We start from the raw sequence: 25186 nt of genomic DNA, 5'->3' as shown, positions 1-25186 counted from the left end.
TCATGAACGCAGCCGCATCAGGACATCCAGTTGCCGCGCCACCGCCACGGGACACAACCAGCTTCCCGGCGGGACGGCCGAGCTACAGGTCGGGCGAGCCTCTCCTTGCGCCGGGCAACGCTGAGTTCCGACGAGGCCCACCCGCCTGAGGCAAGTCCGAAGCGCCGTTCCTCAGGAAGTGTGACGGTCAGGCACACCAGACTGGGTCTGAAGAAGCTCGTGGTGACGACGATCGCCACGTCGGCATCGTGCACGGCGAAGCAGGTGCCGCCGAAGCGTTGCGGGTCCTGCGAGCCGACGCGGCGGGGGTCGGCGTAGTGCTTGCACTGGACGACGACACGGAGTCCGTCCTTGGTCGTGGCGATCACGTCGGCGCCCAAGTCACCCGCACCGCCCACCACTTCCACGGGCGTGCAGCCGTCACGCGCACACAGCGCGGCTATCGCGTGCTCGAAGCCGTCGGCGTCGACCGCGGCGTGGTCCAGCGCACCGGCGTGGACGTCCGGCACCTCCCGCACGGCCGGCACGTCCAGTACCGGGGTCCCCTCGACCGCGTACGGAGCCTCGCGCGGTTCCGGGTCACGGACCGGAAGGGCGGCGGACCCGCGGCGGACGGGCGACATACTCCACCTGGCCAGCGCCACCCCGCCCGCGAGGACCACCGCCGCGGCGAGGAACATGACCGGTATCCCCGCCCCGGCGTCTCCCGCGGCCTTGAGAAAAATGGCCAGGCCAGGCCGCTCCTGGCGCCTCCGCGTCGACGGCGACGGCGACGGCGCACGCACCTCGAAGGGTGTCGATTCCAACGCGCGCTCGAGGAGGCCCTGTTGTCGCATTTCTACGGCAGCGCGGGAGTGGGGTCCACTTCAGCCGCTCTCGCGTGTGACCGTCTGGCTCACAGGTTCGGGAACGCCAGAGACCACGGGGCGCGCGAGCGTCGGTATCCCACCGACATGTCGGACGCCGAGTGGGCGGTGGTCCGGCCACTGCTGCCGGTGCCGGGCCGGCTGCGGGGCCGGGGCGGCTGCGGGGCCGGGGCGGGCAACCGGAGGCCTATTGCCACCGCGCGATGCTGGACGCGATCCGCCGCCTGGTCGACAACGGCACGAAGTGGCGGGCCATGCCTGCCGGCTTCCCACCGTGGGACCGGGTCTACGCGTCCTTCCGGCGCCGGCGCAACCACGGAGAAGGAGCGGTTTCCGGACGTCCGCAAGGCGATGGGCCGCAACCGGCTCACCGAACTCGGTGACCAGATGGAGCAGGCGAAGAAGAAGGCTCCCGGCGAGCCGCCAGCCGTTCCCAGCGCCAACCAGTAGCCCTCACTCAGTCGAACTACCTGCAGCGGGTCCCGGACTCCGGCGACTGGGGGACGACGGGCCCGCCGCCGCGCACGGTGCCGGGCCATCACACACATACCGGCCTGTGGGGCATGGGCCGGCGGGCATGCATCGTCCTCTCAACTCCCTGGCCCTCCCCCTGTGTGACTCAGGTGGGTCCGATCCGGGGTCCGATCAGGTGTGCAGGCGGCTGTTAGGGCCGTCCTGGTCGCCGGCGCCCTCGTCGTTGAACCAGTAGTCACCGGCCGCCAGGTACCGGAAGGAATGCGTGTGCATCGCCGGCAGCTCGATGGTGACGGCTCGCTTGCCGTCCTTGCGCGGGCGCAGGGTGTGGACGCCGGGCTGCCAGTCGTTGAAGTCGCCGACCACGCTGACCGGCCCGGACGGGGTGTCGGCGGGAAGGATGAAGGTGACCTCGGTGCGGTCCTTGCGCAACGTGCGCTCCAGCATGGGAATCGGCTCCTGTCGGTGTGGGGGCGGGTGACATCTGGCCCATCCTCGGCACTCAGGCGGCACCCCGCATTCCGGCGCATCCACACCGGGCCACAGACCACCCACCCGCCACGCGCGGTAGCGAGAATGATGCGTCTTGTGACGTTCTGTGTCAGCGTGGGGCGGGAGGAACCCCACCCCACGCGTCGAGGAGTCATCGTCATGGGCGGCATGAAGGACAAGCGCCAGGAGCCGGGCAAGGGCCGCGAAGAGCGGGAGCGCATGCGTCGCCCCGGCCAGGACCCGGTCCACCCCGAGACCGCCCAGCCCTCCCGCGGCAAGAACCCCGACGAGACCGAACGCCGCCGCGAGGATGACGTCTGAGCAGCGCCCCACCCACGCACGCAGAGCCCGGCCGGGCCCACCATCAGACGGCCGGGCTCTGTCACGCGCCGGCCCCAGGCACCGGGCAAGCCTGGGGCCGTGGGCCGGCTTGCGGCCGGTGGCGCTGAGGACCAGGCCGGCGAGGAGGACCGCGCAGGGGTAGGTGCAGGGCAGGGTCTGCATGGAGACGGCGACCGCGCTGGCGGAGCCGATCACCTGCACCGTCCAAGCGCCCTTGCCAGGACGGGGGGAAGTTCTTCGCGGAGTATCGGCTGGCCGGCTGCTCCGCCGAACGCGGCGACGCGCACGCCGATCGCGCTGCGCAAACGCCCGAACGGGGACAAGCGGTGCATGACGTCGGACGAGGTGCCCTCGCCAGGGCGCACTCGGGCGCGTTTGCGAGCCCGGGGCCTCGGTGGGCTGCTCTGACGAGGCGCCGTGCTCAGGGGCTTCGCGCCAGCGGGCTTCGCAGAACGAGTAGAGACCGAACAGCAGGAGGCCCACCGTCGCGGCGATCAGCAGCCGGCCTCGATGAGAAGTCCGGCGGGCACCCGCCAGGAGGAGGCTCGGCCCGAGCAGTGCCACGGCCCCGACGACGATGCCGTAGAGGAAGAGGGTCCCGGTCGAGCCAGTGACCTCGTAGCCGAGAACGGAGAATCCGCCGGCCAGCTCGCGGGCGCTGCCGTCGTTGGTGACCACGCCGGCCACGGCGACGACCGGGCACTGATCAGGAGGACGAGTCCGAGGATGGCGGGCATGGCGCGCTCCAGATGCCTCTCTCCACGGTAGAGCCGTCCTCCCCGGGAAGCCACCGGCAGGGGGCAGATCTACCCTGAAAGCAGGGGCTCTGCATCACTCCGTGAGATCGGAGGACATCATGATCGTCCTCGGAATCATCCTGCTGGTCGTCGGCTACGTAGCCGGCATCTCCATTCTGTGGACCATCGGAATCATCCTGGTCGTCGTCGGCGTCATCCTGTGGATCCTGGGATCCGTCGGACACAAGGTCGGCGGACGGCGGCACTACTGGTAGCCGCCCCTGACCCCGCGCGGGAGCGCTTCGTTCCCGCAGGACACCCGACGCCGAGGCTGCGTACAGCACGGCCGCCGCCACGACCATCCTGGCGAGCCTCCGGCACTCGCATCCGCGAACCGAGGCCGCACCATGGCCCTCTTCTACCTCCTGCTGACCGCCGCGATCGTGCTGATCATCATCGGCGCGACCGTCGACGGCATGCTGTACCTGGTGTCCGCCGGCGTACTGCTCCTCATCGCCGACGTGCTCTATCTCGCTGTGAGGTCGGTACTGCACCGGCGTCGCCCGGCCCACTGACCCGCCTGCCACCACCATGCCGGCAACTGGCTCCGCGTACGCCACGGGTTCTGGCTGCCTGCGTGAGCTGTCAGCGAGTGGAGGATGCGATGTGGACCATCATCATCATCGTGGCCGCCGTGGTGGTCCTGGCCGCCGCCGCGCTGACCACGCGGACCATGGCGCGCCAGGCGCCGGCACCGCGGGAACAGTTCGGGCCCGAGTAGGGGCAGAGCCGCGGAGCGGCCGAGCGCGATCTCAAGGAGAGGCAGGAGCGGCATGAGGCGCTGCAGATCAGCCCGCTGCCCTCCACCGGCTGGGGCTTCGGCAAGGACCTGGCCACCCGCACCGGCGCCATCCCCACCGCACGCTGGGACACCGGCGCCGTACTCGCCGTCGTCACCCGCCTCGCGGGGCCCGGCCTCCTCGCCCGCATCCTGCGCCGGCTCCCCGGCGGCTACGCCCTCCTCTTCGGCCAGGCGGAACTGCGCCAGCCCCAGCACGCAGCCTGATCCGGCGCTCCGTTACAGGGGTGAGGGCGTGAGGGCCCGACCCGATGCACCGGTCGAGCCCTCAGCCCTGCGGCGGATTCTCGCCGTAGTCGCGGGTCAGCTGTCGGAGTAACTGAAGTCGCCCACGGTCCAGGCACTGACGTCCTTGATCGAGATGCGGTACATTCCGCCCGTCTCCGGGATGCCCACGGTTCCCTGCAGGATCCGCGCCACATGGAAGTGCAGATGTGTGGGCGGTCCCTCCTTGGGTGTCGTAGCAGTGAAGATGGCGGAGAACTCGCTCAGGCGGGCGGAATCCGTCAGCACCTCCGACACCCGTTCTCTCCACACGGCTTCGGGGGCGAGCCGGCCGGTGATGACAGCACCGCCGGTGACCACGGTCAGGGACATCTGGTTGCTCTGCCCGGACTCCACCAGGGCGGCGATGTTCACGAGCAGCTCGTCAGGCTTCGACATGGAAGTCAATTATATTGCAGGCCAGGCCCCGTACGAGGGCGGTGAGCAACCCCGGCCACATTGAGGTCGGCGTTGACGTAGCAGACGCGGATCCCGGTCCCTCAAGGCGCCCGGCGCCCTCCTGATCGCCTCAGACTCGACGACGGCGGTGCACCATGCGGATCCCGTTCGGCTTCTGGTTCACCCGAGCCGGGCGCCCTCGGCGCGGTCGTCGGCTCGCCTGAGTTCGACGGCGGACGTGGAAGCGGCGCGCCGGGCCTGAGGCCGCCGCGCCGCTCCGTGAAGACACCTTCTAGTGCTCGGGCAGGGTCGTGCGCAGTGCGCTGCGCTCATGGTTCCAGGCTTCGCGGATGTGGCTCGCGAGCCGGTCTTCGAGCAGGACGGTCGCCGCGCATCCGAACGCGACGTCCTCTTCGAGGTCCGGTTCGTCGGCGAGGAGGCCGCCGATGACCTCGTGGCGTACGACCTGCTCGTGGACGGCGTCGGCCTCGACGTGCTCGGCGTAGAAGTGCTCGGCGGCCGGACCGGCCCCGCAGCGCCGCATGGCCTTGGCCAGGCGGCGGGAGCCGGGTGAGGAGGTGACCTCGACGCAGGCGAAGTGGCCGACGAGCGCGCCGCGCAGGGCCCGGTGCAGGCCGAAGAGGGACATCAGGTTCACGGTGGCGAGCAGCGGCGCCGGAGCCTGGTCGAGGTAGCGACCGTAGGCGGGATCCAGGTCGAGGTCGGTCATGAGGTCGGCGAAGAGCCGTGCGTGGATGCGGTCGGCGTGGCCGGCGCCGAACTCGTCGTACTCGATGGCGACCATCGCGGCCTTGGCCCGCCCGGTGAGCCGCGGGATCACCCACACGTGCGGGTCGGCCTCCTTGAGGTGGTAAAGGGAGCGCAGGGCGGCGTACTCGCGCAGCTGCCACAGCTCGCCGTCGGTTTCGAGCTGGTGGCTGAGGCTGTCGGCGAGGTCCACGGGCTCGACGAGGAGCGGGGCGAAGACGTCCTCGACCGACCGGGGCGCGTCGGACAGCTCGGTACGCAGGGCATGCAGGAATCGGGCTTCCATGGCCTGGCGCAGACGCAGCAGGTCCGGGTCCCATTCGCGTGCGTCCCCCACTTCCGCGAAGCCGCGGTAGTGCAGTTCGTACAGCAGGTAGAGGGCGAGCTGAAGGTCTTCGCCCCACGGGTCGGCCTTGAGTACGACGCCGGGGGCGTACACCGGCGCGGTTCCCGTCCGCAGGGCCCGGATCACAGCGTCCGAGAGTTCGCCCCGCCCCTCGACGAGCTGGGGGCCGGCGGCGGTCACGGTGCTGGTCGGGCTCGGAGGAGGGGTCATTGCGGGTTCCTGTTCTCGGGCGGTGGCGCGGCTCGTTCGCGGCGCCGGTGGCTGGTGTCGCACCACGGGTACGTACGGCTGCGGCGGCACGTGCAGATGGCGACCATGAAGCGGTCGGACCGGACGACCGTGCCGTCGTTCAGGACGAACTCGACCGGGCCCTCCACCAGGGCCGGGCCACCGGGCTCCAGGGCAACCCGCCGGGCGGCGTCCCCTGCACCGGGGGCCGGGCACAGCCTGGGATCAGGGTCGCTGGGCACGGATGACCACCAGCTCTTCCCATTCTTCGGCTTCCGCCGCGAGGCCCTGCTGTTCCAGCCAGGATCGCCGCGACCGCAGGACGGGGCCCCAGGGCACGGATGCCGTCGCCGTGACGTCAGGGTCCAGCCCGGCCCCCGCCAGCCGATCGAGGGTCTCTTCGGCACCGCACAACCCCGAGTGCACCATGAGCAGGATTCCGCCGGGCCGCAGCAGGGTCGGAGCGTCCGCGCAGATCCGGTCGATGACCGCCCGCCCGTCGAGTCCGGCGTCCCAGGCCCGCTCCGGGCCGCGCGAGGGCAGTCGACTGTCCGGGGCGGGGACGTACGGGGGGTTCGAGAAGACGACGTCGAAGCGTCGTCCCGTGGTGCGTGCTTCGAAATCCCCGTGCAGGACGCGGAGGGGAAGGCGATGGATCCAGGCGTTCAGCCGGGCCGTGGCCACTGCCGGCCAGGACACATCGACCGCCGTGACCTGGGCGCCCCTGGTCGCGGCGTGCAGGGACAGGGCGCCCGTGCCCGTACCGATCTCCAGGACCTGGGTATGGGGCCCGAGGTCCTCATCGGCGAGGGCCGCCGCGAGGAGTCGAGTGTCCGCCTGGGGCTGGTACACGCCCGGCAGGGCGACCAGGCCGCCGGGCAGCGCGGCCGAGGAGAGAGCAGTACTGGACACCCGTACCTCCGATTTCGCTGTGGGTCGCCGAGCGAGTCACAGCGTTGATGAGGTAGTGCGCCTGCCCTGTCCCGGGCGCCCCATCCGAAGCAGCGCCGATCTTCGGAGGATCCGACTAAAAACGCACCGCCATGCCCTCCCCGAGATCGGCACACGCACAGCTTGCCAAGGCGGCTCGCGGAGCAGAGCCCTCGCCGGACGGACGCCCCACTTCACCAACCTCACCGCCAACCGGGGCTACCGTGGAAAAGTCCCATCGAGGTGAGCAGAATGAGGCAACCCACAACTGTGTCCGCGTCAAGCCACGAAGCCACCGGCGCACCCTGCTGGGTGAGCCTGATGACCGGGGACCCCGATTCCGCTCAGCGGTTCTACGGTGCCGTGCTGGGCTGGACGTTCCGACGGACCCGGCTCGGCGAGCGGTTCTCTTTCGCTTTTCACGACGGCTCTCCCGTCGCTGGTTTCGGGGCTCTCGCGGACGCTCCCTCGCTGCCGACCGCCTGGACACCGTACTTCGCCGTATCTGACGCCGACCTGGCCGCCGCGCGAATCAGCGAGCGCGGCGCCACCGTGGCCGTCGGCCCGCTGTGCTTCGGTACGGGCCGGGCCGTCCTGGCGGCTGATCCCGACGGGGCCGTCTTCGGGCTCTGGCAGGGCGACATCCTCAGGGATTGGCGGGTGGGCCAAGGTACCGCTCCCGCCTGGCTCGAACTTCGTACCCGTGATGCCTTCGCCGCCGCCATCTTCTACGGGGAGGTCCTGGACTGGGCCGGCGAATCACCCAAGTCCTGTGTCGTGGCCTACGAGCACGACCACGTCGTCCTGCGCCACGGCAAGGACACCGTGGCACGGATCAGTGGCGGAGCGGTGGACGCGGATCCCGATCCGCACGTTCGCCCACGTTGGCACGTCTATTTCCGGGTGCCCGACTTGGAGGCCGCTGCCGAAGCGGCCGGTATCGCGGGCGGAAGGATCGTCTCCCCGGTGGAAACTTCCAGCGCCGGCCGATGGGTCACCCTCCGCGACCCGGAGGGCGCCCTGTTCACCGTCCTGGCACCGCAGGGGTGATACCGCCCGTGCGGGCGCGAGGCTGCTCCCCCAGACGGCGGAGCAGAGCCGAGGCCGGATCCTCCTGAACTTCTTCCTCGCCCGGGAGATCGCGAAGGAGCGGGCCGAGATCGACCAGGACCGCAAGGAGTCCGAGCGTCACCTCGCAACTCCCTGAAGGCTTTGTGACGTTGATCCGAGCGTCGGGCGCGGTCGGCGGGGCAGGCGCGCACCGGAGGTGGTCGATCTTGCCCGGACGGGTGGACGAGACGCGAAAGATCCGGTCGGCGGCCATGGAACGGCTCGCCTATCTGCGCCGCGCGATGCGGGAAGCCGGGGGCGAGCGGGACGAGGTCGTGCTCGGCGGCAAGACCGTGGTCGCGGCGATGGCGGCCTGGGTCCTGGCGCGCTACCTGCTGCCGCCGGCGGTTTCGACGTTCGCGCCGTTCACCGCGCTGGTGGCCCTGCAGGCCACCGTGTACCGGTCGGTGCGCGACTGCCTGCAGTACGTGCTGGCGATGGCGGCGGGAGCCACGCTCGCCGCCACCCTGGCGGCCCTGGCCGGCATCCACGGATGGACCTTCGGCGTGCTCACCCTGATCGCGCTCTGCGTCGGCAGGAACCGGCGCCTGGGGCAGCAGGGCATCCAGGTCACCATCGTCGCCTTCTTCGCGTTCTCCTCAGGCCAGGGACAGATCGGCTACATCGGCCACCTGGTCGCGTCCGTGAGCATCGGCGCGCTCTGCGGCCTCGCCGCCCACCTCGTCCTCGCGCCCGCCCGGCACACCGGCCACCGGCAGCAAGCCGTCACCGCCCTCTACTCCGCCTTGGCCCGGCGCTTGGGCGACCTCGCCGAGACCTTCGAGGCGAAGGCTCCCGACCGGGACCACCTGCGCCAGTGGCGCCGCGACTGGCGAAGGCTCTCCGCCGAATCCGAGCGCATTCGCCACGGCATTGATGCCGAGATCGAGAACGGCCGCATGAACCCGCGCCGGACGATCAGCGGCGCCGGCGAAGCCCTCCCCCGCGCGCGGGAAGCGATCACCGTCGCCGAACGCAGCATGGACCACCTGCGCTCCATGACCCGAACCCTGGATTACGCCCTCGGCAGCGGGGAGCTCGGGAATCTCCCGGCCTCTTTCCGGCCCCGATTCAGCGCTGTCCTGCGCGCCGTGGCCACCGTCGTGGAGGAAATCGGACGGGCCTCCCCCAGCGATCCGGACCTCCTCGAAACGAAGATCGACGAAGCAGCCGCAGAGCTCGACCGGGTGCAGCCTCGGGAACAGACCACCCCGGAACCTTCCCCGGCCGTACACGCCCTACAGGGCACGCTCCTCACGGACGCCGGCCGCCTCCTGGCCGATCTCCGGTCGGGCCGGCAAAGCCTCGCCAGGACCTGAGGAGATGTCGCAGCCCGACGGAGTGGTCCTGGTCGTCCTTCTGATCGGCGCGTTCTGGTACGGGAGCCGACGCAGACGCCGGGAGTCACCGCCGGCCGATCAGCCTCCCGCTGCGCAGCGCCGCGCGGACTTTTGGCAGACCCCGGAAGAGCATGCCGACGAGCGAAAGAACCAGGAATATCCCCGACCGTGACCCGGATGCAATCCGAGTCCCGATGCTTCACCGGAGGGCAATATGTTGCACACAGAGAACGACCGCATCGCCTATCACGATGGGCGGCCGGACCTGCAGAAGGGGCGGATAGAGGAAGTCCGCGACGAGGGGCCCCACGCCGTATACCGGGTGCGCAACGAGGAGACCAACGAGATACAGGTCATCACCCAGGGCCAGATCGACTGATGCGTGCGCCTTCTCTGACCGTCGTGAACCGTGAGTTCCGGCGCCCTTGGCACCCGCCAGACGATCGGCCCGCCCAGGCTCGGGCGGGCCGATACCAGGTCAACCACCTCGCGGCCATACGGTCAGCGGGGGTGCCTGGCTGTCAGGGTGGCGTGGGCGGGACCACGGCAGCGGGCCGGCACCGGCGGTGAATCAGCCCGGCCACGTGCCCGTCAGACGGCGTACGGCCACGGCACCCGACCGGTCGACCGAGGCCTTGACCACGGCGAAGATCGCTCCCTGGATCGCCGCGGCGAGCAGGATCTGCTTCCACGCACGGTCTTCGTCCGTGGCATCCGGGGCGTCGCCCTTGCCTTCGACGATCTTCCACGCCTGCTTGAACACCGCGCCTGCGAGCATTCCGCTCGCCGCTCCCAGGGCCAGTCCGACGGGCTTGTAGGCGAGCTTGGAAGCTTTCACCGACGGCGAGCGCGGCTACGGCGCACCAGTACGAGCACGATGATCACTGCGCCGCCGATCAGGAGCGGCGTGCGGTTCACCCGTGCAGCCGTCGCGGCCAGGCCGGCCTTCTCCAAGAGCGGGTCGGGGGTTTTGTCCGCCGCGTACTGTCCGGCGCGGCTCGCGCTGTCCCACACCTGGGCGGCGGCCTGGACGGTCTTGTCCAGGACGGGGTCGGGTGTCTTGTCCCGCACCATCTGGGCGGCCTGCCCCGCCTTCTCGCGGATCTGGTCGGCGATCAGGGAGGCCTTCTCGGCGGTCTGGTGCTTCATGGCTGTGGTCTTCTCCTTGGTTCGGGCCTTGATGTCGGCCTTGGCGGCCAGGGCCTCGACGGTCTGTCCGAGTTCGTCGCGAGTGCGCTCGACCTTCTCGCTCAACTCGGCGGGGGTGAACGTCTCGGAGGGCGTGTCGGGTGCGGATCGAGAGTGGTCATTCACCGGTGTGCCCTCTCCTTGACCTCGGCCAGGTCGGCCTTGACGCTGGCCAGGGTCTGTTCGGGAATCGGGGCGCCGACCTGTGTGATCTGGCGCGTCCCGACCAACGCAGTCGCCGCGGCCACCGCCGCGAGCACGCCGGAGATGGCGAGGGCTGCCGCCCACACAGGCAGGACCACGGCGATGGTGGCAATGCACGTGGCCAGCAGAGCCTGGACGGCGAAGAGGCCCAGGACGCCCGCCGCGGCGAAGAGACCGTCGCCCGTCCCGTAGCGCTTGCCCTTCTGCGTCATCTCCGCGCGGGCCAGCTGCATCGTGCTCATGGCCGAGAGTCCTGGGCGGGCTGGTGCCGGTCTGCGGAGCGAGCCGTCATCGCGGATCCTCTCGTTGAGATGTGCATGCCGCGGTCGAGGCGCGCTTACCCCGCCATCGCCTCAACACCCACCCCAGGAGCCGGAGCTCTGTGGGCGTCGGCGCAGCAGCGGGCAGAGGCCGGCCGGATCAGGCCGGCGCCCTGGTGAGCAGCACTCCCCCGTTGGGGGCCTGTCGTTCGGGTGCAGTCGGGGCCGGCGCGGGATCGCGGCGCGGCAGCGGGTAGGCGTCGTGTATGAACTCGCGCACCCTCGACACCTCGCCCACGGCTGGGCAGACCGCGGCCCTCGACCGCGCCTCGGCATGCTGGCTGAAGACCCTGGACCGGCTCGAGCGGACAACGGTGGCCGATCCGGCCATCAGGCTGCTGCAGCGGGGCATCCGTTCGCTCCCCCTGGGCGGCGTGCGCGATCTGTTGCGTGGCCGGCCGCTGGGCCACCCCCTGCACCCCGTGCTCGTGCAGGTGCCCATCGGCTGCTGGCTGTCGGCTTCGGTACTGGACTTCGTGCCCGGGGCGCAGCGCGCGACGACCACCCTGACCGCCGTCGGCCTGGCCGGCGTCGCCCCGGCAGCGGTCGCCGGCTGGGCGGACTGGGCGGATCTGCCGCCGGAGCAGGCCCGGGTCGGTCTGGCCCACGCGGCCTCCAACGTGGCTGCAGTGGCCTGCTACACCACGTCCCTGACTGCGCGGCTCCGCGGCCGCTCGGCGAAGGGCCGACTGTGGGCTTGGGGTGGGATGGCCGCCGTGGCCGTCAGTGGTGCGCTGGGTGGGCACGTGGCCTACCGACAGGCAGTCGGAGCACACGCGACGACATGAGGGAGCCCAGCCCCTGCGCGCCGTCGCCGAGCCGGGGCTCCTCTCAGGAGGTGCGCGTTGCGGTGTCCCGTGCGGCCTGCTCCTCGTGGCCCGCCTCGCGCAGGAGCCGGACCGCGTCGCCGAACTCGAGCCGCATCGGCCCCGACAGGGCTTCGCCGAAGCGCTGCCGCGGAATACGGGCAAGATCTTCTGCCCAGCGCTCAGGACAGGAAACACATGGAAATCGAATGCATGTCCCAGGTGTGGTCGGGCAAGCGGTGCTTCGGAGGTTGATACATATGGTTCCCCTGCTTCTCGTTCTTCTGCTGGTTCTGATCCTCTTCGCCGCGGGCTTTGCGGTGAAGATTCTCTGGTGGGTTGCCATCGCGGTCCTGGTCATTTGGCTGATCGGTTTCGTTGCCCGCCCCAAGACCGGTAGTGGCCGCTGGTACCGCTGGTAGCCGTACGAAAAAGCGCAGTTCCGACACTGCATGGCGGTGGCGGGCCCTCACGAACACGGAAGTAGTGAAGGCGGACATCGGGGGCATCCTGACGACAGCCGGGACGGTCGCCGTGACGCAGCAGGGGACCTGCTCACCTCCAATGATCGACGGCCGCCCCGGTCCCCGATGTGGATCCGGGTGCGTGAAGTCGAAAAGGCAGGGCAGGCGAAGACCAGGCGGAAAGCAGGCCGACCGCCGAGCACGACGTACGGAACAAGGAGGATCGGCGGAGAATTCGCTTTCCGCCTTCCCCCGTTGACCGGAGGAGTTGTTTTCGCGTGACTGAGCATGTGTGGAGTTACCAGCCGACCTCGGGCCACCTGGCCGGTACCGATCTGACCGGCTACAAGGTCGAGGCGACCGACGGCAGCATCGGCAAGGTCGACAAGCACTCCGACGAGGTCGGTGACGCCTACCTGGTGGTCGACACCGGCATCTGGATCTTCGGCAAGGAGGTCCTGCTTCCGGCGAGCACCGTGGTCCGAGTCGACCCCGAGGACAAGAAGATCTTCGTCGACCGCACCAAGGAACAGATCAAGAACGCCCCCGAGTTCCACCGGGACAAGCACCTCGGCGACGCCGGGTACCGGGATGAGCTGGGCACGTACTACGGCACCGGCGCCCCCTTCGGCGGCCGTTCCGCCTGATCGCGTCCCCGCACGACGACGTCGGTCCCGGCACCCTTCCTGGGTGCCGGGACCGGCGTCGTCCGCTCAGCCGCCCTCGAACTCGAGGACCTCGGCCAAGGCGGCTTCCTGCTCGTTCACGTCGACGGCGCTCCCGGCAATCACCGCGTACCGCCAAGAACGGCCGTCGGGCGGCACGTCCGCGTAGAGGACCACGCCCTCGCCCCGCTCCGGGTCGAACGCCAGGCGGGAAGCGCGCAGCCGGGCGAGCGCCTCGTCGAAGCCCATGGGGCTCAGGGTCCAGCCCTTGGACACCGCCCACGCCGGGTGCGGGTTGGCCGACCCGTCGGTCAGCCGCATCACCATGCTGTGGGGTGTGGTGGTGGCCGTACGGCGGATGTTGCTCTCGCTCGCGTACGCGACGCCTTCGGTGTCCACCAGCGCGTCGAGCCCGAAGGGCCCGGCGTAACCGTGGGCGGCCAGATGGCGGCCCAGGGCCGTCCCCCACTCCTCCAGCTCGCCGGCCACATGCGCGCAGGACGGCGGCAGCGGGGAGACGTACCCCGTGAAGGAGCCCCTCACCGTACGCATCGCACCGCTGAAGACCACGCGTGGCCCCGCGGCGGTGACCTCCAGCTGGACGCTGACCGATTCGGCCACGTCGAGGCACTCCTCCACCACCCACAGGCCCTCGGGCCCCCCGACCGCATCGAGCGGCAGGCTCGCCCCGCCCCTCAGGTCGTCGCGGGCCACGAAGCGCATTCCGTGCCCTCCGGCCGAACGGTCGGGCTTCACCACGACACGGTGGTGGTCGCGCAGGAGCTCGCGCGCCACGCCTTCGGCTTCCGGGCGCCGGCACATCCGCCCGGCGGGCAGCCGCATGCCCAGTCGTCCGGCCGTCTCGCGAAAGCCCGCCTTCGTGTTGAGCAGCATGGTCGTCTTGAGGGCGGTCTCGGCAGCCTCGACCGTGGGGTACGGGTGGACCGCGAGCCCGGTGTCACGGGCGAACGCGATCGCCGACGCGTCCAGTGCGGTCGGAAGCAGCGCCGCGCCCCGGTCACCGGCGAGGGCCCGGACGTGGTCGACGAGGCCGGCCTCGCGCACCGCCCGCGCCAGCGGAACGGCTCCGGCGGGCGGCACCTCGATCACCGTCACCGATTCCGGGGGCACCCCGGTCAGGTCGTACACGTACCGCAAGAACTCCCGGCTCAGCGGCACGGGGGTGACGAAGACGTCCCCCGGCCGTAGCAACCACGCCTTCCGCGGAGCCTGCTGGGCCCACTGCGTCAGGATCTGGCCCTCGTCGAGATCCACCGCCAGGTCCGAGAGGAAGTTCGCGAACACGACGATCGGGCCCGTCTCGGTCACCGCTCTGCTCCTCTGGTCACCGCGCCCGCCCACGGTCGGTCTGGGGCCACCCGCCCGCAAGTCCGGCCAGGACTCCCGATCATCGTTGAACCCCACCACAGCCTGTTCGCCCCCGCCTGTTCACCCTCTGGCCCCTCACGATGGTCTGGACGCTCATGCAGGCAGGTTCGACAGGTGGCACAAGGCAACAACGCGGAGCGTGCCGTCAACTCTTGGCGCTGGGGACGGCGAGCGGCTCGCCGGGAGCCCTCTTCTTCGCCTTCTCCATCTGGTCGCCGAGTTCGGTGAGCCGGTTGCGGCCCATGGCCTTGCGGACGTCCGGGAACCACTCCTTCTCCTCCTCCTCGACGTGATGGCGCACGTTCTCGATGAGGACGGTCATCTTGGCGTCGAAGCGCTCGTCGGCCGCGTCGAGGTCCTTGAGCTCCGAGAGCATCCACAGCACGACGTGGTGCTCCTCGATGCTCTCCAGGACGTGGTCCTTGGTATCGGGGGCGGCCTCCCGCGCGGCCGGGTAGAAGATCTTCTCTTCGATCCACGTGTGCGTGGTGAGTTCGTCGATCACCTTGTCGGCGATCTTCCGCTTCTCCGCGTGCGCATCCTCGCCGGCCTTCTCGAACTGCTTGAACAGCTTCTCGACCGTCTTGTGGTCTTCCTTGAGCAGCACGATCCCGTCCATCGGGTGCCTCCTGAGCTCCGCCGTACCGGGCGCCCCGGTCGGCCACCCCGACGGCGTTTACCCGAAACGCGTACGTAGCGCTCATCCCCATGGGGCAATTGGCCCGGATTGGTGACACGCCTACGCCGTACGCCTGCGCCGTCCCGACCCCTTTCCGCTGCACTGCGATCGGGCCCCGGGATCATGGCGTCCCGGGGCCCGATCGCGTACGGAACCGGGACCGGCCGCCTCCCGGCCGCGGGCCCCGTCCCATCAGTTCACGCCGAGCCCAGGGATTCGGGCTGCAGTACCCGGGTCGTTGCCGTGACACGCATCCTCTCCAGGAGCCCGGTCTGCTGGTCGGCGCGCTCCAGCAGCGAGTCCAGGTCCTTGGCGGAGAGACGGTCGTCCGTTTCGGCCAGGGAGCGCAGGGCCCGCCAGCCGACTGCCTTGCCGTGGACTGCCAAGAGCATCGCCTCGGCTTCCACGACATCGCTGAGCGGGGAGCGGGAGAGGACACGGCCGTTGAGCTTGAGGCGGCCCGCCTTCTCCGCGAGCCAGCCCATGGCCACCTTCGAATGGTCGGTGGGCACCCGCAGGTCGGACATGATCCGCGCCAGTGCGTCACGGTCCTCCTCGACCTGGCGGACCAGACCGGCCAGCAGTTCGCCGCTCTCCTTGCCCTTCTGCGCCTTCGCGGCCCGGCGGAACAGCTCCAGTCCGCCGACCGCGGCGCAATAGTGGTCGTTGAGGTAGATGCCCAGCAGGCCGGCACGGTCGGAACCGCCGCCCCGCCTCCCGCCGCCGTCACCGGCCTGGACGGCTTCGGAGCCCATCTCGCGCTCCACCGAAGCCCCGAGCTCCTTCCAGCTGCCCTCGAACGTGGACAGTCCTTCGCGCTCCAGGGTGTCGGTGACGTCCGCGAAGTCAACGCCGACTTCCTCCAACGCTACGAAGTGGGCAGCGGCGGCCGCGAAGTCGTCCGCCGTCGGCGGGAGTCCGGGAAGGGCGCCGTGGTCGGCGAACGCGGCCAGGGTGGCGCCCGGCATGGTGTTCACGGTGCCCGCGATGACGAGTTCGCTGACGTACATCGTGTCGGGGTAGGTCGGGTCCTTGACCCCGGTGGACGCCCACAGCGGGCGCTGCATGCGTGCTCCGGCCGCGGCGAGGACCTGCCAGCGAGGCTCCAGGAGCATCTGTTCGTACGCCTGGAACGCCAAGCGGGCGTTGGCGATCGCGGTCTTGCCCCGCAGCGCCCGGGCCTCGGGGGTGTCCAGGGCATCGTGCCGCCGGTCGACCTCGGTGTCGACGCGGGAGACGAAGAACGAGGCGACCGAGTGGATGTCCGCCAGGTTGCGCCCCGCGGCGTGCGCCTGCTCCAGTCCCGCCTGGTAGGCGTCCGTCACCTCGCGGTAGCGGTCCAGGGAGAAGATCAGCGTGACATTGACGCTGATGCCCTCCGCGATGGCGGCAGTGATCGCCTCCAGCCCCCTGCGGGTGGCCGGGATCTTCACAAACAGGTTCGGCCGCCCGACCGTCTCCCACAGCCTGCGGGCCTGCTCAATGCTCGCGGCGGCATCCTGCGCCAACCTCGGGTCCACCTCGATGGACACCCGCCCGTCGACCCCGCTGGTGCGTTCGAAGACGGGAGCGAGTACGTCGCATCCGTCGCGCACGTCGTCGGTGGTGAGAGCGAAGACCGCCTCATCGACGCTGGTGCCCGCGCCGCCGAGGCGGCGAAGCTGCGCGGTGTAGCGGTCTCCCTGGCACAGTGCGGAGGCGAAGATCGTCGGGTTCGTCGTCACCCCCACCACGTGCTTCTCCGCGATCAGCCCCTTCAGCCCGCCACCGGCCAGAAGCTCACGGGACAGGTCATCGAGCCAGACCGACACCCCTGCGGCGGACAGGGCGGCGAGCCGGTCGGGGACAGCGGAACGAGACATGCGAACCTCCAGAAGGGTGCGGTGCCGCCCACGCTGATGACGCAGCGCGCGATGGGCGGACTGGTCTGCGGCGGCACTCGACACCGTGCTCCTCCGCGTCTGCCCGCAGCCCCCTGCCTCACGCTACGAATCCCAGATCCGCCCCGCACAGGGCCAGGTCGTCCCTTTCGGATCCGCCGCGGCGCGCGGAGTACCGGAGCCGGCGAGCACTTGGTGGACACCTACGGCAGCTCGACACGGATGCGCGACGAGGCCTCGGCACCAGGCCGTGTACATCCGTGAGGTACACCTCCTTCGGCTCGGCCCCCGGGAGAACACAATGACTCGGCTTGACACACCCGTCTCGCGAACGCCACGACAGGCAGCACCCGCGGCCACGAGCCTTTGCATGAGCGTGATGCCCCGAGTCGACGACGCGCGCAAACCGCCCAAGCCCTCGGTGACAGCCATCCCACCACCGCGTCCCCGACCACAGGCCACCGGCGCCCCACATGGCTCGGCGGGCGGAACGACCCCCGCTCGTGACCGGCTCTGAGCCAGGAGATGACGGTGCCCGGCAAGGAGCGAGCGCCCTGGACCATTGACCGGCGCCCACGATCCGCGGGACGAGCCCCCTAGTGACCTGAGTCAGAGATTCGGTGGCAGTAGGCGGCGACTTTGTCGAGGATCTCGTCGGCTGTCTTCGTCCAGATGAAGGGCCGTGGGTGCTCGTTCCAGTCGGTGAGCCAGGCCCGGATGTCACGTTCGAGGGCCTGGGCCGAGCGGTGGACGCCGCGCTTGAGCTTCTTCTGGGTGAGCTCGGCGAACCACCGTGCCGGCGCGGATGTAGTCGTGGCTACGGCGTTCGGGAGCGCCGGGCATCATCGGCAGGACCGGCGGGACCGATCCAGGGCCTGGATCTGCGACTTCTCGTCCACGCAGAGGACCAAGGCCTTCTCCGGCGGGTCGAGGTAGAGACCGACGACGTCGCGGACCTTGTCGATGAACAGCGGATCCGTCGACAGCTTGAACGTTTGGGACCGGTGCGGGGCCAGCGCGAACGCCCTCCAGATCCGCGAGATGGGCGACTGTGACATCCCGGTCGCCGCGGCCATCGACCTGGTCGACCAGTGCGTCGCGTTCTTCGGTGTCTCCTCGAGCGTCTTGACGATCACCCGCTCGACATCCGCGTCGGTGATCTTCCGCGGCACACCGGGTCGCGGTTCGTCGTGCATGCCCTCCAGTCCACGGTCGAGGAACCGGCGCCGCCAGGTACGGACCGTCTCGGGAGCAATCCCCAGACGGCGCCCCGCCTCCGCGATCGAGTGCCCCTCAGCAGACTCCAGAACGATCCGGGAGCGTAACGCCAACGCCTGAGCCCTTGAACGACGACGCACCCAACCCTCGAGCACGGCACGCTGGCCATCGGTCACAGACAACGGCGGGATCTTTGGCCCAGGACGACTCACACCCAACCAACGACGAACCTCCGACTCAGCTCACTAGGCCGACATGGGGAATCGCCTCGGCCATGAGCGACCACGGTCAGGCCTGCTCCCCACCAGTGGACTTGTGTTGCAGGCGCGTCGGCGTCGGCGCCTTCGAGCATGTGGGCAACTTCCTCGGTGCGGCTGAAGCGGCCGTCGGGGGCGAGGTAGCCGAACCGGTAGACCTCGGTACGCACGGTGGATCCGTCCTTCTTGCGGCTGCTGCGGTCCCGCAGGTCACGAGGTGGTGGCCGGCGTGCTCCCGTGCCCGTAGCCGCGGAAAGGCTCCCCCCACGGGGGAGGGGGAGCCGTTTCCGGACGGAGGGGGCGCGTCGGTCAGGAGTGGCGCCTGTTGCCGGTGACCAGCCGGTAGACGACGAGGAGGATGAGGGAGCCGATGATGGCGGCGATCCATGTGGAGAGGTCGAAGAAGCCGTCGATGGAGTCGACGCCGAAGATGACCTTGCCGAGCCAGCCGCCGAGCAGGCCGCCGGCGATGCCGATGAGCATGGTGATGATGATGCCGCCCGGGTCCCTGCCCGGCATGAGCGCCTTGGCGATGATGCCCGCGAGCAGCCCTATGAGAATCCAGGCCAGAATGCCCATGATGCGTCTCCTACCTCGGGGGATAAAGTTGGTGTTAACGAGCGTCTGCACCGTCTGGAGATTTCCAAACGCTCCCCGCCCTTGATCATTTCCGTGGAGTCAGGGTGCGAATGCCCCGTCGTCGGCTGCCGGCTGCGGATCGCGTCGTCGTACAGGCTGCCTCTGAGCTTGATACGCGCCGGCTACGTGATCGACCGGGACACGGTGCAGCCCTCCGTGACCGATGCCATGGGTCACGACGGCCCTAACCGAGAAGCCGACGTACTGCGTCCTCGACGGCGCCGTGAGTCGCAGGGTCTCCCTCTGCGGCGCTCGCGCCGAGCGCATCGAGCGCGGGCCGGATCGTGACGCCGTTCTCGAACAGCTCCACCACGCGCGGGTTGATGTAGGACGCGCGACAGACCGCCGGCGTGTTGCCCAGGTAGTGGCTCACCTCACGCACCGCCCGCGCCTCCGCGCTCCGCCGACGGGCGGGCGGAGCTCCGGCCATGTCCTCGGACACGGCGAGTGCCACGGCGGCGAGAACCGTCGCGTGCCATGTGCGGAAGTCTTTCGCGGTGAGATCGGCGCCCGCCCTGTCCCGCAGATATTCGTTCACGTCCTCGGCGCGTACGTCGCGCCAGGTTCCCGCCTGCCGGTAGACGAAGAGCTGGGGGCGGTCATCCCGCCGGAGAAGCGCACGCACCACCGCGAAGGAGGCCGGGTCCTCGATCGACCGGACCTGCTGCTGCGCCGACTTGCCCGGGAAGTCGAAGCGGACCTGCCCCCGTGCGCAGCGCGCGTGTTCCCGCAGCAGTGTGGTCAGGCCGTACGCCTCATGGTCGCGCCGGTACGCGGCGCCCCCGATCCGGAAGAAGCCGAGGTCAAGCAGCCGCGCCACGCAGGCGAGCACACGGTCCCGCACCAGTCCCCGCCCGCGTAGGTCCTCCTCCACGGCCTTGCGCAAGAACGGCAGACGCGCGGACACCTCCAGGACGTGATCGTGCTTGGACGCTTCACGCAGCTCGCGGAACCGTTCGTGATAGAGGTACTGACGCCGCCCGGCGGCGTCCGTTCCCATCGCCTGGATATGCCCGTTCCCCCAGGGGCAGACCCAGACATCCTGCCAAGCCGGAGGGATGACCAGAGCCTTCATGCGGGTCCGCTCCGCGTCATCCGTGACGCGACGCCCCTCGGGATCGACGTACCGGAACCCGCTCCCGGCGCGCAGGCGCGTACATCCGGGTCGGTCGGGGCGACTCGTACGCAGCCTCACGGCTCACCCCGCCCGTCCGAAGGCTCACATGGCTCTTTGTGGGGCATATCGGGCATTTACCCGCGGTGCTCGTTCCCACTCCCCCACCCCGCTCCTCGCGCGTTCGTCCCCGGAACAGAGCTTCGACGCCTCGGGCGGCGGTAGGTGTCGGGGGGAGGGACCTGCGACAAGAACGTCCGGCCTGGGTCGCGTGATGGGGCCTGACCTGGGTACGCGCACTACGACCGGGCCAACGCACATCGCGAGGGAGGATCACGTCTGCGACGAGGATCCGCTGAGGGGGAGCTCAGGAACGTCCTTGGCTCCCGATCGTTAAGGGTGCCCGCCCGGGAGGGCCCTCGCCCCGTACGCGTGCTGCCCGGCGCTGCGCAGCCCCGTCCGTGTGGTTCCGGCAGTCCGTGTGGTTCCGGCAGTAGGAGGAGTTCCCATGGCCGTTCGTCATCAACTCATCCGGCGTTCCCCGCATATGGTGTGGGCCGTACTCGCCGACGCGAACCTCTATGGCGAATGGGTCGTGGGCCCGTCCGAGTCCACGCCGCTCGACCACACCTGGCCCGCCCCGGGGTCCCGGCTGCGGTACACGGTCCGGCTGGGGCCGTGGTCCGTCGAGGGCATCACCACCGTCCGCCACCAGGAGCCCGGCAAGGAACTGGAGCTGGAGGCGTCCTTCAAGGCCGTCGGCACCGCAAGGATCTTCCTCGAGCTCAGGCCCTGGGGCGAGGAAACCCTCATCGTCTGCGACGAGCACCCCCTGCGCGGCCTGGGAGGGGCCCTGCACAACCCCGTGAGCGAGGCGGCCCTTCAGCTCCGGCACCGGGGCATGCTGGCCCGCCTGGCCAGGGTCGTGGAACAGCAGCCGGCCGAGGTGCTCCGTGCCTGACGCGGTGGTGATCGGGGCCGGGCCGAACGGCCTCGTCGCCGCGAACCTGCTAGTCGACGCCGGATGGACCGTAGAGGTTCTGGAAGCCCAGGAGGAGCCCGGAGGCGCCGTGCGCAGCGATCGCGGGGTGCACCCGGACTACGTCTCGGACGTCTTCAGCGCCTTCTATCCCCTCGCCGCCGCCTCCCCGGTCCTGGCCCGTCTCGACCTCGCCGCGGAGGGCCTGCGCTGGAGCCACGCCCCCTCCGTACTGGCCCACCCCCTGCTGGATCGGCGGTGCGCGGTCCTGGAGCGCCGGGTGCAGGACACCTGCGCGGGGCTCGCGCGGTTCGCGCCCTCTGACGGCGAGTCCTGGCAGGACATGTACCGGACGTGGAGCCGGATCGGGCCGGACCTCGTCCAGGCCCTGTTCACGCCCTTCCCGCCGGTCCGGTCCGGACTCCGCGTGGCCGTGAAGCTCCGCGCCTCCGGAGGACTGCGACTGGCACGGCAGCTGGCCCTGCCGGTGCGCCGCCTGGGCGAGGAGGAGTTCGCCGGGGAAGGAGGCCGGCTGCTGCTGGCGGGCAATGCCCTCCACGCCGACCTGGCCCCCGAGGCGGCGGGCAGTGGCGGCTTCGGCTGGATGATGTCGATGCTCGCCCAGAGCCACGGCTTCCCCGTCCCCGTCGGCGGCGCCGGCGCCCTGACCGATGCGCTCGTGAGCCGACTGCGGAGCCGTGGTGGCGTCCTGCGCTGCGGGGAACGCGTCGCGTCCGTCGTCGTACGGGGCGGCACTGCCGTCGGGGTCAGGACAGCGGGCGGGGAAACCGTCGACGCGCGCCGGGCCGTACTCGCCGACACGTCGGCGCCGGCGCTCTACCGCGACCTCGTAGGCGAGGAACACCTGCCCTCCAGCCTTCTGCGGGACCTGGAACGCTTCCAGTGGGACTTCGCGACCTTCAAGGTCGACTGGGCCCTGACCGGTACCGTGCCCTGGAGCGCACCGCGCGCGGCCGGGGCGGGAACCGTCCACGTGGCCGACGGCGTGAACGGTCTCACCCGCTTCGCCTCGCAGATCGCCATGGGACACGTGCCCGACCAGCCGTTCGCCCTCTTCGGCCAGATGACCACCGCCGACCCCACCCGCTCACCCGCGGGCACCGAATCGGCCTGGGCCTACACCCACCTGCCGCAGCACATCACCGCCGACGCGGGCCCCGACGGCATCACCGGCACTTGGGACACCCGCGAACAGGAAGCCATGGCCGACCGCATCGAGGCGCAGGTGGAGCGCTTCGCGCCTGGCTTCCGCGCACTGATCGGCGCCCGCCGCATCCTCTCCCCCACCACCCTCCAGTCCATGAACGAGAACCTCCGGGGCGGCGCCATCAACAACGGCACCACCGCCCTCCACCAACAGCTGATCTTCCGACCCACCCCCGGAACCGGACGACCCGAGACCCCGGTGAAGAACCTCTACCTGGCCTCCGCCGCCGCCCACCCCGGCGGAGGAGTCCACGGTGCGCCGGGTGCGAACGCCGCGCGGGCCGCTCTGCGGTCCCGTGGCGGCCCACACGGCCTGCTCCATCGCGCCCAGCGCCTCTGACGGCCCTTGTCCGCCTCGCTGCCTGTCAATTCAGGCAACGAGGCCCTGTGGTTCAGGTGGGTATCCGCGCGTACGGACTGTCACCGAGGCCGGCCAGGAGATCGGCCGGGCCGTCGTAGACGGCGACCGCTCCGGCACCTTCCAAGTCCTCCCGTGGAATCCCCCCGCACAGCAGGCCCACGGGGGTTACGCCGGCCCGGTGGGCCGCCTTCATGTCCCAAACGGAGTCACCGACGAACACGGCTCGGCCGGGCGGCACCTTCGCCAGTTCGAGGGCGTGCCGGACGGGGTCGGGTGCGGGCTTGCCCTGCTCGACGTCGTCGGAGGTCGCGGTGTCGGCAATGGCATCGTCCGCTCCGATGGCCGCACGAAGGGCCTTGAGTTCCCGGTCGTTGGCCGAGGTGACGAGGAGGACCTTCCATCCGTCCCTCGACAGAGCGCGGAGCAATTCCGCAGCCTTGTCGAAGGCGAGGAGCCGGTCGAAGTAGGTGGCGTAGAGGGTGTCGTGGGCAGCGCTCATCCGGTCATCGTCGGCGCGGTCCGGGTCCTCGCCCAGCAGGTGGTCGAGGAGGTCTTCGCCGGGCAGGCCGATCGCCCGGTGGACAGCATGCATGGGCACCTGGTGTCCGCTCTGGCGAAGCGCCTCCCACCACGAGACGACGTGGAGGTGATTGGTGTCGGTGAGGGTGCCGTCGACATCGAAGAGCGCGGCACGGTTCATGGTCACGGCCTCCTCAGAGACTCCGTAGCGCGGGCAGGAGCTTGGCCTCGGCCCAGTCCAGGAACGGTTCCTGCCGGTCGCCGCCGATCTGGACGAGGGCGACCTCGGTGAATCCGGCTTCCGCGTACGGGCGTACCGCCTCGACGAAGGCGTCCACCTCGTCGCCGCAGGGGATGGCCTCGGCGACGTCCTCGGGCCGGATGTGCTGCGAGGCCTGCTCGAAGCCGGCGGGGCCCGGAAGTTCGGTGTTGACCTTCCAGCCGCCGAGGGACCATCGGAACTGGTCGTGCGCGCGGGCCACCGCCGCGTCGCGGTCGGTGTCGAAACAGACCGGGAGCTGGCCGACGCGGGGTTTGCCCGCGCCGCCGTGGGCGTCGAACTGCTGCAGGAGATCCCGCTTCGGTTCCGTGGCGATCACCAGGTCGCCGTACCGGCCGGCGAGCTCGCAGGAGCGGGGGCCGGAGACGGCGATCCCGAGCGGAGGCGGCTCGTCGGGGAGGTCCCAGAGCCTGGCGTTCTCGACGTCGAAGTGGGCGCCGTGATGGCTCACGTCCCCGCCGGCGAACATCCGCCGGATGATGTCGACCGCCTCCTCCAGCATCTCCAGGCGGACGTGTGCGGCGGGCCAGCCGGCGCCGACGATGTGCTCGTTCAGGTTCTCGCCCGAGCCCAGCCCGAGCCGGAACCGCCCCCGGGACAGGGCCTGCATCGTGGCCGCCTTCTGCGCGACGACCGCCGGGTGGTAGCGGAAAGTCGGGCAGGTCACGTACGTCATGAGCGGAATCCGGGAGGTCGCCTGCGCCGCCGCTCCGAGAACGCTCCAGGCGTACGGGGCGTGCCCCTGCGACTCCAGCCAGGGGAACGAGTGGTCCGAGATGACGGAGAAGTCGAACCCCGCCCGCTCCGCTCCCACCACGTGCGAGACCAGCTCGCGCGGCCCGGCCTGCTCGGTCATCATCGTGTACCCGATTCGCACCATACGCGGCGCCTAACCGCCACGGGTCCGAACAAACCCTCCCGCGAGGACAAGTCTTCCTTTGGCCCGGCAGGGGTGCTTGACCCGCCACCGGCCACTGAAGCAGGCCACCATCGTCAGAAGAGGCGTCCGGCCTGGTCCCCGCCGGGGTCGTCGGCCAGCCCTATCGTGACCTTCACTCGCTTGCCCACGGGCTCGCGCCGCACCTCGAAACTGCGGCAGACCGCCATCGCGATCTCCAAGCCGTGCTGCCCGATCCGGCTCGGATCAGCCGCGCTCACCGCGGGTAGCTGCGCGGCGGTATCCCACACGCTGATCTCCACGACACCGGCGCGTACCTCCAACTCCAGCAGACACGGCCCGGGCGCGTACTTGTAGGCGTTGGTCACCAACTCGCTGACGACCAGCTCCACCATGGTCATCGCACGGTCCGACACCGGAAGCCCGTGAACGGCCTGCACCTCGGTCATGAAACCACTGGCAGCACGCCTGGCCCCAGCGATCGGTTCACTGCCGTCCAAGGCCATGGCCGACAGGATCGGACCGCCGACCAGCAACTCGTCTTTGGGCACCACAGCAGGCATATCGCCACCCTCATCCTGAGCAAGCCACACGGCTGCTGCCAGCCGGATACCCCGAAACGGGAGACATACGCGAGATCACAAAACGAAGATCCCACCGCCCCCGGTGTGACCGATGTGTTTACGAGGGCGCCCCGTGGCCATACGGGGTTCGGTAAGACTTTTCCGCGTAAGTAGGGAGTGATCGGCTGTGTCTGGTGAGCAGAAGACCGAGGCGAAGGGCGAGCAGGCCAAGGGCAAGCTCAAGGAGACCGCTGGGCGCCTGACGGGCAACGAGCGGCTGACCGCCGAGGGCCGTGCGGAGCAGGCCAAGGGCGATGCCCGCGAGGCCAAGGAGAAGGTCAAGGACGTCTTCAAGCACTGACCTTGTGCACGTGGCGGGGC

31 protein-coding genes and 2 pseudogenes are annotated in these 25186 nt (G+C 70.1%); 15 read left to right on the top strand and 18 right to left on the bottom strand.

Annotation, left to right across the window (positions count from 1 at the left end):
• Positions 1-17: 17 nt before the first annotated feature.
• Positions 18-680, bottom strand: a complete 663-nt coding sequence (locus tag ACFWBW_RS17050; protein ID WP_385373167.1) for a restriction endonuclease — start codon at positions 678-680, stop codon at positions 18-20.
• A gap of 389 nt (positions 681-1069) precedes the next feature.
• Here ACFWBW_RS17050 and ACFWBW_RS17045 point away from each other — a divergent pair, with 389 nt between their 5' ends.
• Entirely contained in the window at positions 1070-1249 is a 180-nt protein-coding gene (locus tag ACFWBW_RS17045) for a transposase (protein ID WP_385373165.1), read from the top strand.
• 262 nt (positions 1250-1511) lie between these two features.
• Here ACFWBW_RS17045 and ACFWBW_RS17040 read toward each other — a convergent pair whose 3' ends face one another.
• A complete protein-coding gene (locus ACFWBW_RS17040; RefSeq protein WP_385373163.1) occupies positions 1512-1787 on the bottom strand; it encodes an isoamylase early set domain-containing protein in 276 nt (91 codons plus the stop codon).
• Between the two features lie 204 nt (positions 1788-1991).
• Between ACFWBW_RS17040 and ACFWBW_RS17035 the strand changes: the two genes are divergently transcribed.
• From ACFWBW_RS17035 to ACFWBW_RS17020, 4 genes and pseudogenes are all read left to right on the top strand, one after another.
• Complete coding sequence (locus tag ACFWBW_RS17035) at positions 1992-2153, top strand: hypothetical protein (RefSeq protein WP_385373161.1); 162 nt, start codon at positions 1992-1994, stop codon at positions 2151-2153.
• Between the two features lie 877 nt (positions 2154-3030).
• Positions 3031-3186, top strand: coding sequence for a DUF6131 family protein (locus ACFWBW_RS17030; RefSeq protein ID WP_239516751.1), 156 nt, complete (start codon positions 3031-3033; stop codon positions 3184-3186).
• 132 nt (positions 3187-3318) lie between these two features.
• A complete protein-coding gene (locus ACFWBW_RS17025; protein ID WP_385373159.1) occupies positions 3319-3486 on the top strand; it encodes a hypothetical protein in 168 nt (55 codons plus the stop codon).
• Between the two features lie 290 nt (positions 3487-3776).
• A pseudogene (locus ACFWBW_RS17020) lies at positions 3777-3977 on the top strand (DUF2267 domain-containing protein); the annotation flags it as partial.
• 96 nt (positions 3978-4073) lie between these two features.
• On the opposite strand, the gene ACFWBW_RS17015 reads toward ACFWBW_RS17020, so the two are convergent.
• From ACFWBW_RS17015 to ACFWBW_RS17000, 4 genes are all read right to left on the bottom strand, one after another.
• Positions 4074-4433, bottom strand: coding sequence for a hypothetical protein (locus tag ACFWBW_RS17015; RefSeq protein WP_385373157.1), 360 nt, complete (start codon positions 4431-4433; stop codon positions 4074-4076).
• A gap of 292 nt (positions 4434-4725) precedes the next feature.
• Complete coding sequence (locus ACFWBW_RS17010; protein ID WP_385373155.1) at positions 4726-5757, bottom strand: iron-containing redox enzyme family protein; 1032 nt, start codon at positions 5755-5757, stop codon at positions 4726-4728.
• A complete protein-coding gene (locus ACFWBW_RS17005; protein WP_385373153.1) occupies positions 5754-6017 on the bottom strand; it encodes a CDGSH iron-sulfur domain-containing protein in 264 nt (87 codons plus the stop codon). Before ACFWBW_RS17005 ends, ACFWBW_RS17010 begins: the two co-directional genes overlap by 4 nt.
• Positions 6001-6687 carry a HemK2/MTQ2 family protein methyltransferase gene (locus tag ACFWBW_RS17000; protein ID WP_385373151.1) on the bottom strand — a complete coding sequence of 229 codons (687 nt, stop codon included), beginning with the start codon at positions 6685-6687 and terminating at the stop codon, positions 6001-6003. Before ACFWBW_RS17000 ends, ACFWBW_RS17005 begins: the two co-directional genes overlap by 17 nt.
• Positions 6688-7026: 339 nt before the next feature.
• On the opposite strand from ACFWBW_RS17000, the gene ACFWBW_RS16995 reads away from it, so the two are divergent.
• The 4 genes from ACFWBW_RS16995 (at position 7027) to ACFWBW_RS16980 (ending at position 9534) form a co-directional block, all read left to right on the top strand.
• Positions 7027-7755: a VOC family protein gene (locus tag ACFWBW_RS16995; protein WP_385373301.1), complete on the top strand. Its 729-nt coding sequence runs from the start codon at positions 7027-7029 to the stop codon at positions 7753-7755.
• Positions 7756-7994: 239 nt separating this feature from the next.
• The gene (locus ACFWBW_RS16990; RefSeq protein WP_385373149.1) at positions 7995-9134 is read left to right on the top strand and encodes an aromatic acid exporter family protein; all 1140 of its coding nucleotides are present in this window, start codon (positions 7995-7997) and stop codon (positions 9132-9134) included.
• 4 nt (positions 9135-9138) lie between these two features.
• The gene (locus ACFWBW_RS16985) at positions 9139-9327 is read left to right on the top strand and encodes a DUF6479 family protein (RefSeq protein WP_385373147.1); all 189 of its coding nucleotides are present in this window, start codon (positions 9139-9141) and stop codon (positions 9325-9327) included.
• A 42-nt stretch (positions 9328-9369) separates the two neighbouring features.
• Positions 9370-9534, top strand: coding sequence for a hypothetical protein (locus ACFWBW_RS16980; RefSeq protein WP_385373145.1), 165 nt, complete (start codon positions 9370-9372; stop codon positions 9532-9534).
• Between the two features lie 192 nt (positions 9535-9726).
• Here ACFWBW_RS16980 and ACFWBW_RS16975 read toward each other — a convergent pair whose 3' ends face one another.
• Genes ACFWBW_RS16975 through ACFWBW_RS16965 form a run of 3 tightly spaced genes read right to left on the bottom strand, consistent with a single transcriptional unit; the run spans position 9727 to position 10789 of the window.
• Complete coding sequence (locus tag ACFWBW_RS16975; RefSeq protein WP_385373143.1) at positions 9727-9993, bottom strand: DUF4235 domain-containing protein; 267 nt, start codon at positions 9991-9993, stop codon at positions 9727-9729.
• Entirely contained in the window at positions 9990-10469 is a 480-nt protein-coding gene (locus ACFWBW_RS16970) for a DUF3618 domain-containing protein (protein ID WP_385373141.1), read from the bottom strand. Before ACFWBW_RS16970 ends, ACFWBW_RS16975 begins: the two co-directional genes overlap by 4 nt.
• Positions 10466-10789 (bottom strand): phage holin family protein, encoded by a 324-nt coding sequence (locus tag ACFWBW_RS16965; protein ID WP_385373138.1) that lies wholly within the window; start codon positions 10787-10789, stop codon positions 10466-10468. Before ACFWBW_RS16965 ends, ACFWBW_RS16970 begins: the two co-directional genes overlap by 4 nt.
• Positions 10790-11073: 284 nt before the next feature.
• On the opposite strand from ACFWBW_RS16965, the gene ACFWBW_RS16960 reads away from it, so the two are divergent.
• The 3 genes from ACFWBW_RS16960 (at position 11074) to ACFWBW_RS16950 (ending at position 12784) form a co-directional block, all read left to right on the top strand.
• Complete coding sequence (locus ACFWBW_RS16960; protein WP_385373136.1) at positions 11074-11655, top strand: DUF2231 domain-containing protein; 582 nt, start codon at positions 11074-11076, stop codon at positions 11653-11655.
• 278 nt (positions 11656-11933) lie between these two features.
• Positions 11934-12095 (top strand): hydrophobic protein, encoded by a 162-nt coding sequence (locus tag ACFWBW_RS16955; RefSeq protein WP_385373135.1) that lies wholly within the window; start codon positions 11934-11936, stop codon positions 12093-12095.
• A 320-nt stretch (positions 12096-12415) separates the two neighbouring features.
• Entirely contained in the window at positions 12416-12784 is a 369-nt protein-coding gene (locus tag ACFWBW_RS16950) for a PRC-barrel domain-containing protein (protein ID WP_385373133.1), read from the top strand.
• Positions 12785-12850: 66 nt separating this feature from the next.
• On the opposite strand, the gene ACFWBW_RS16945 is transcribed toward ACFWBW_RS16950, so the two are convergent.
• The 6 genes and pseudogenes from ACFWBW_RS16945 to ACFWBW_RS16920 all read right to left on the bottom strand — a co-directional run bounded on the left by ACFWBW_RS16945 (position 12851) and on the right by ACFWBW_RS16920 (position 20059).
• Complete coding sequence (locus ACFWBW_RS16945) at positions 12851-14131, bottom strand: peptide ligase PGM1-related protein (protein ID WP_385373131.1); 1281 nt, start codon at positions 14129-14131, stop codon at positions 12851-12853.
• A 205-nt stretch (positions 14132-14336) separates the two neighbouring features.
• Complete coding sequence (locus ACFWBW_RS16940) at positions 14337-14810, bottom strand: hemerythrin domain-containing protein (protein WP_385373129.1); 474 nt, start codon at positions 14808-14810, stop codon at positions 14337-14339.
• A 257-nt stretch (positions 14811-15067) separates the two neighbouring features.
• Entirely contained in the window at positions 15068-16732 is a 1665-nt protein-coding gene (gene tal, locus ACFWBW_RS16935) for a transaldolase (protein WP_385373126.1), read from the bottom strand.
• Positions 16733-17346: 614 nt separating this feature from the next.
• Positions 17347-18180, bottom strand: a pseudogene (locus tag ACFWBW_RS16930) (IS630 family transposase).
• Positions 18181-18534: 354 nt separating this feature from the next.
• The gene (locus ACFWBW_RS16925) at positions 18535-18804 is read right to left on the bottom strand and encodes a GlsB/YeaQ/YmgE family stress response membrane protein (RefSeq protein ID WP_385373124.1); all 270 of its coding nucleotides are present in this window, start codon (positions 18802-18804) and stop codon (positions 18535-18537) included.
• Between the two features lie 244 nt (positions 18805-19048).
• A complete protein-coding gene (locus ACFWBW_RS16920; RefSeq protein WP_385373122.1) occupies positions 19049-20059 on the bottom strand; it encodes a DNA topoisomerase IB in 1011 nt (336 codons plus the stop codon).
• 427 nt (positions 20060-20486) lie between these two features.
• On the opposite strand from ACFWBW_RS16920, the gene ACFWBW_RS16915 reads away from it, so the two are divergent.
• Positions 20487-20939, top strand: coding sequence for an SRPBCC family protein (locus ACFWBW_RS16915; RefSeq protein WP_385373120.1), 453 nt, complete (start codon positions 20487-20489; stop codon positions 20937-20939).
• A complete protein-coding gene (locus ACFWBW_RS16910; protein ID WP_385373118.1) occupies positions 20932-22524 on the top strand; it encodes a phytoene desaturase family protein in 1593 nt (530 codons plus the stop codon). Before ACFWBW_RS16915 ends, ACFWBW_RS16910 begins: the two co-directional genes overlap by 8 nt.
• A 52-nt stretch (positions 22525-22576) precedes the next feature.
• Here ACFWBW_RS16910 and ACFWBW_RS16905 read toward each other — a convergent pair whose 3' ends face one another.
• The 3 genes from ACFWBW_RS16905 to ACFWBW_RS16895 form a co-directional block, all read right to left on the bottom strand.
• A complete protein-coding gene (locus ACFWBW_RS16905; protein WP_385373116.1) occupies positions 22577-23245 on the bottom strand; it encodes an HAD family hydrolase in 669 nt (222 codons plus the stop codon).
• A 13-nt stretch (positions 23246-23258) separates the two neighbouring features.
• Positions 23259-24224: an LLM class F420-dependent oxidoreductase gene (locus tag ACFWBW_RS16900; RefSeq protein ID WP_385373114.1), complete on the bottom strand. Its 966-nt coding sequence runs from the start codon at positions 24222-24224 to the stop codon at positions 23259-23261.
• A 113-nt stretch (positions 24225-24337) separates the two neighbouring features.
• Entirely contained in the window at positions 24338-24805 is a 468-nt protein-coding gene (locus tag ACFWBW_RS16895; protein WP_385373112.1) for an ATP-binding protein, read from the bottom strand.
• 187 nt (positions 24806-24992) lie between these two features.
• Between ACFWBW_RS16895 and ACFWBW_RS16890 the strand changes: the two genes are divergently transcribed.
• Positions 24993-25166, top strand: a complete 174-nt coding sequence (locus ACFWBW_RS16890) for a CsbD family protein (RefSeq protein ID WP_385373110.1) — start codon at positions 24993-24995, stop codon at positions 25164-25166.
• Positions 25167-25186 lie beyond the last annotated feature (20 nt).

Source organism: Streptomyces sp. NPDC059957 (genome assembly GCF_042730015.1).
In the GTDB taxonomy this organism is placed as follows: Bacteria; Actinomycetota; Actinomycetes; order Streptomycetales; family Streptomycetaceae; genus Streptomyces.
The sequence above is the reverse complement of the archived record's forward strand: the minus strand, read 5'-3'. Positions and strand labels throughout refer to the sequence as shown.

What these genes read in the sequence shown, in the direction of transcription:
- ACFWBW_RS16905 (WP_385373116.1), bottom strand. Translation starts at nt 23,245, where the DNA reads ATGAACCGTGCCGCGCTCTTCGATGTCGACGGCACCCTCACCGACACC.
- ACFWBW_RS16955 (WP_385373135.1), top strand. Translation starts at nt 11,934, where the DNA reads ATGGTTCCCCTGCTTCTCGTTCTTCTGCTGGTTCTGATCCTCTTCGCC.
- ACFWBW_RS16940 (WP_385373129.1), bottom strand. Translation starts at nt 14,810, where the DNA reads ATGGACGGGATCGTGCTGCTCAAGGAAGACCACAAGACGGTCGAGAAG.
- ACFWBW_RS17015 (WP_385373157.1), bottom strand. Translation starts at nt 4,433, where the DNA reads ATGTCGAAGCCTGACGAGCTGCTCGTGAACATCGCCGCCCTGGTGGAG.
- ACFWBW_RS16980 (WP_385373145.1), top strand. Translation starts at nt 9,370, where the DNA reads ATGTTGCACACAGAGAACGACCGCATCGCCTATCACGATGGGCGGCCG.
- ACFWBW_RS17025 (WP_385373159.1), top strand. Translation starts at nt 3,319, where the DNA reads ATGGCCCTCTTCTACCTCCTGCTGACCGCCGCGATCGTGCTGATCATC.
- ACFWBW_RS16915 (WP_385373120.1), top strand. Translation starts at nt 20,487, where the DNA reads ATGGCCGTTCGTCATCAACTCATCCGGCGTTCCCCGCATATGGTGTGG.
- ACFWBW_RS16965 (WP_385373138.1), bottom strand. Translation starts at nt 10,789, where the DNA reads ATGAGCACGATGCAGCTGGCCCGCGCGGAGATGACGCAGAAGGGCAAG.
- ACFWBW_RS16925 (WP_385373124.1), bottom strand. Translation starts at nt 18,804, where the DNA reads ATGGGCATTCTGGCCTGGATTCTCATAGGGCTGCTCGCGGGCATCATC.
- ACFWBW_RS17045 (WP_385373165.1), top strand. Translation starts at nt 1,070, where the DNA reads ATGCTGGACGCGATCCGCCGCCTGGTCGACAACGGCACGAAGTGGCGG.
- ACFWBW_RS17040 (WP_385373163.1), bottom strand. Translation starts at nt 1,787, where the DNA reads ATGCTGGAGCGCACGTTGCGCAAGGACCGCACCGAGGTCACCTTCATC.
- ACFWBW_RS16995 (WP_385373301.1), top strand. Translation starts at nt 7,027, where the DNA reads ATGACCGGGGACCCCGATTCCGCTCAGCGGTTCTACGGTGCCGTGCTG.
- ACFWBW_RS17035 (WP_385373161.1), top strand. Translation starts at nt 1,992, where the DNA reads ATGGGCGGCATGAAGGACAAGCGCCAGGAGCCGGGCAAGGGCCGCGAA.
- ACFWBW_RS16985 (WP_385373147.1), top strand. Translation starts at nt 9,139, where the DNA reads ATGTCGCAGCCCGACGGAGTGGTCCTGGTCGTCCTTCTGATCGGCGCG.
- ACFWBW_RS16900 (WP_385373114.1), bottom strand. Translation starts at nt 24,224, where the DNA reads ATGGTGCGAATCGGGTACACGATGATGACCGAGCAGGCCGGGCCGCGC.
- tal (WP_385373126.1), bottom strand. Translation starts at nt 16,732, where the DNA reads ATGTCTCGTTCCGCTGTCCCCGACCGGCTCGCCGCCCTGTCCGCCGCA.
- ACFWBW_RS17010 (WP_385373155.1), bottom strand. Translation starts at nt 5,757, where the DNA reads ATGACCCCTCCTCCGAGCCCGACCAGCACCGTGACCGCCGCCGGCCCC.
- ACFWBW_RS16960 (WP_385373136.1), top strand. Translation starts at nt 11,074, where the DNA reads ATGAACTCGCGCACCCTCGACACCTCGCCCACGGCTGGGCAGACCGCG.
- ACFWBW_RS17030 (WP_239516751.1), top strand. Translation starts at nt 3,031, where the DNA reads ATGATCGTCCTCGGAATCATCCTGCTGGTCGTCGGCTACGTAGCCGGC.
- ACFWBW_RS17050 (WP_385373167.1), bottom strand. Translation starts at nt 680, where the DNA reads ATGTTCCTCGCCGCGGCGGTGGTCCTCGCGGGCGGGGTGGCGCTGGCC.
- ACFWBW_RS16895 (WP_385373112.1), bottom strand. Translation starts at nt 24,805, where the DNA reads ATGCCTGCTGTGGTGCCCAAAGACGAGTTGCTGGTCGGCGGTCCGATC.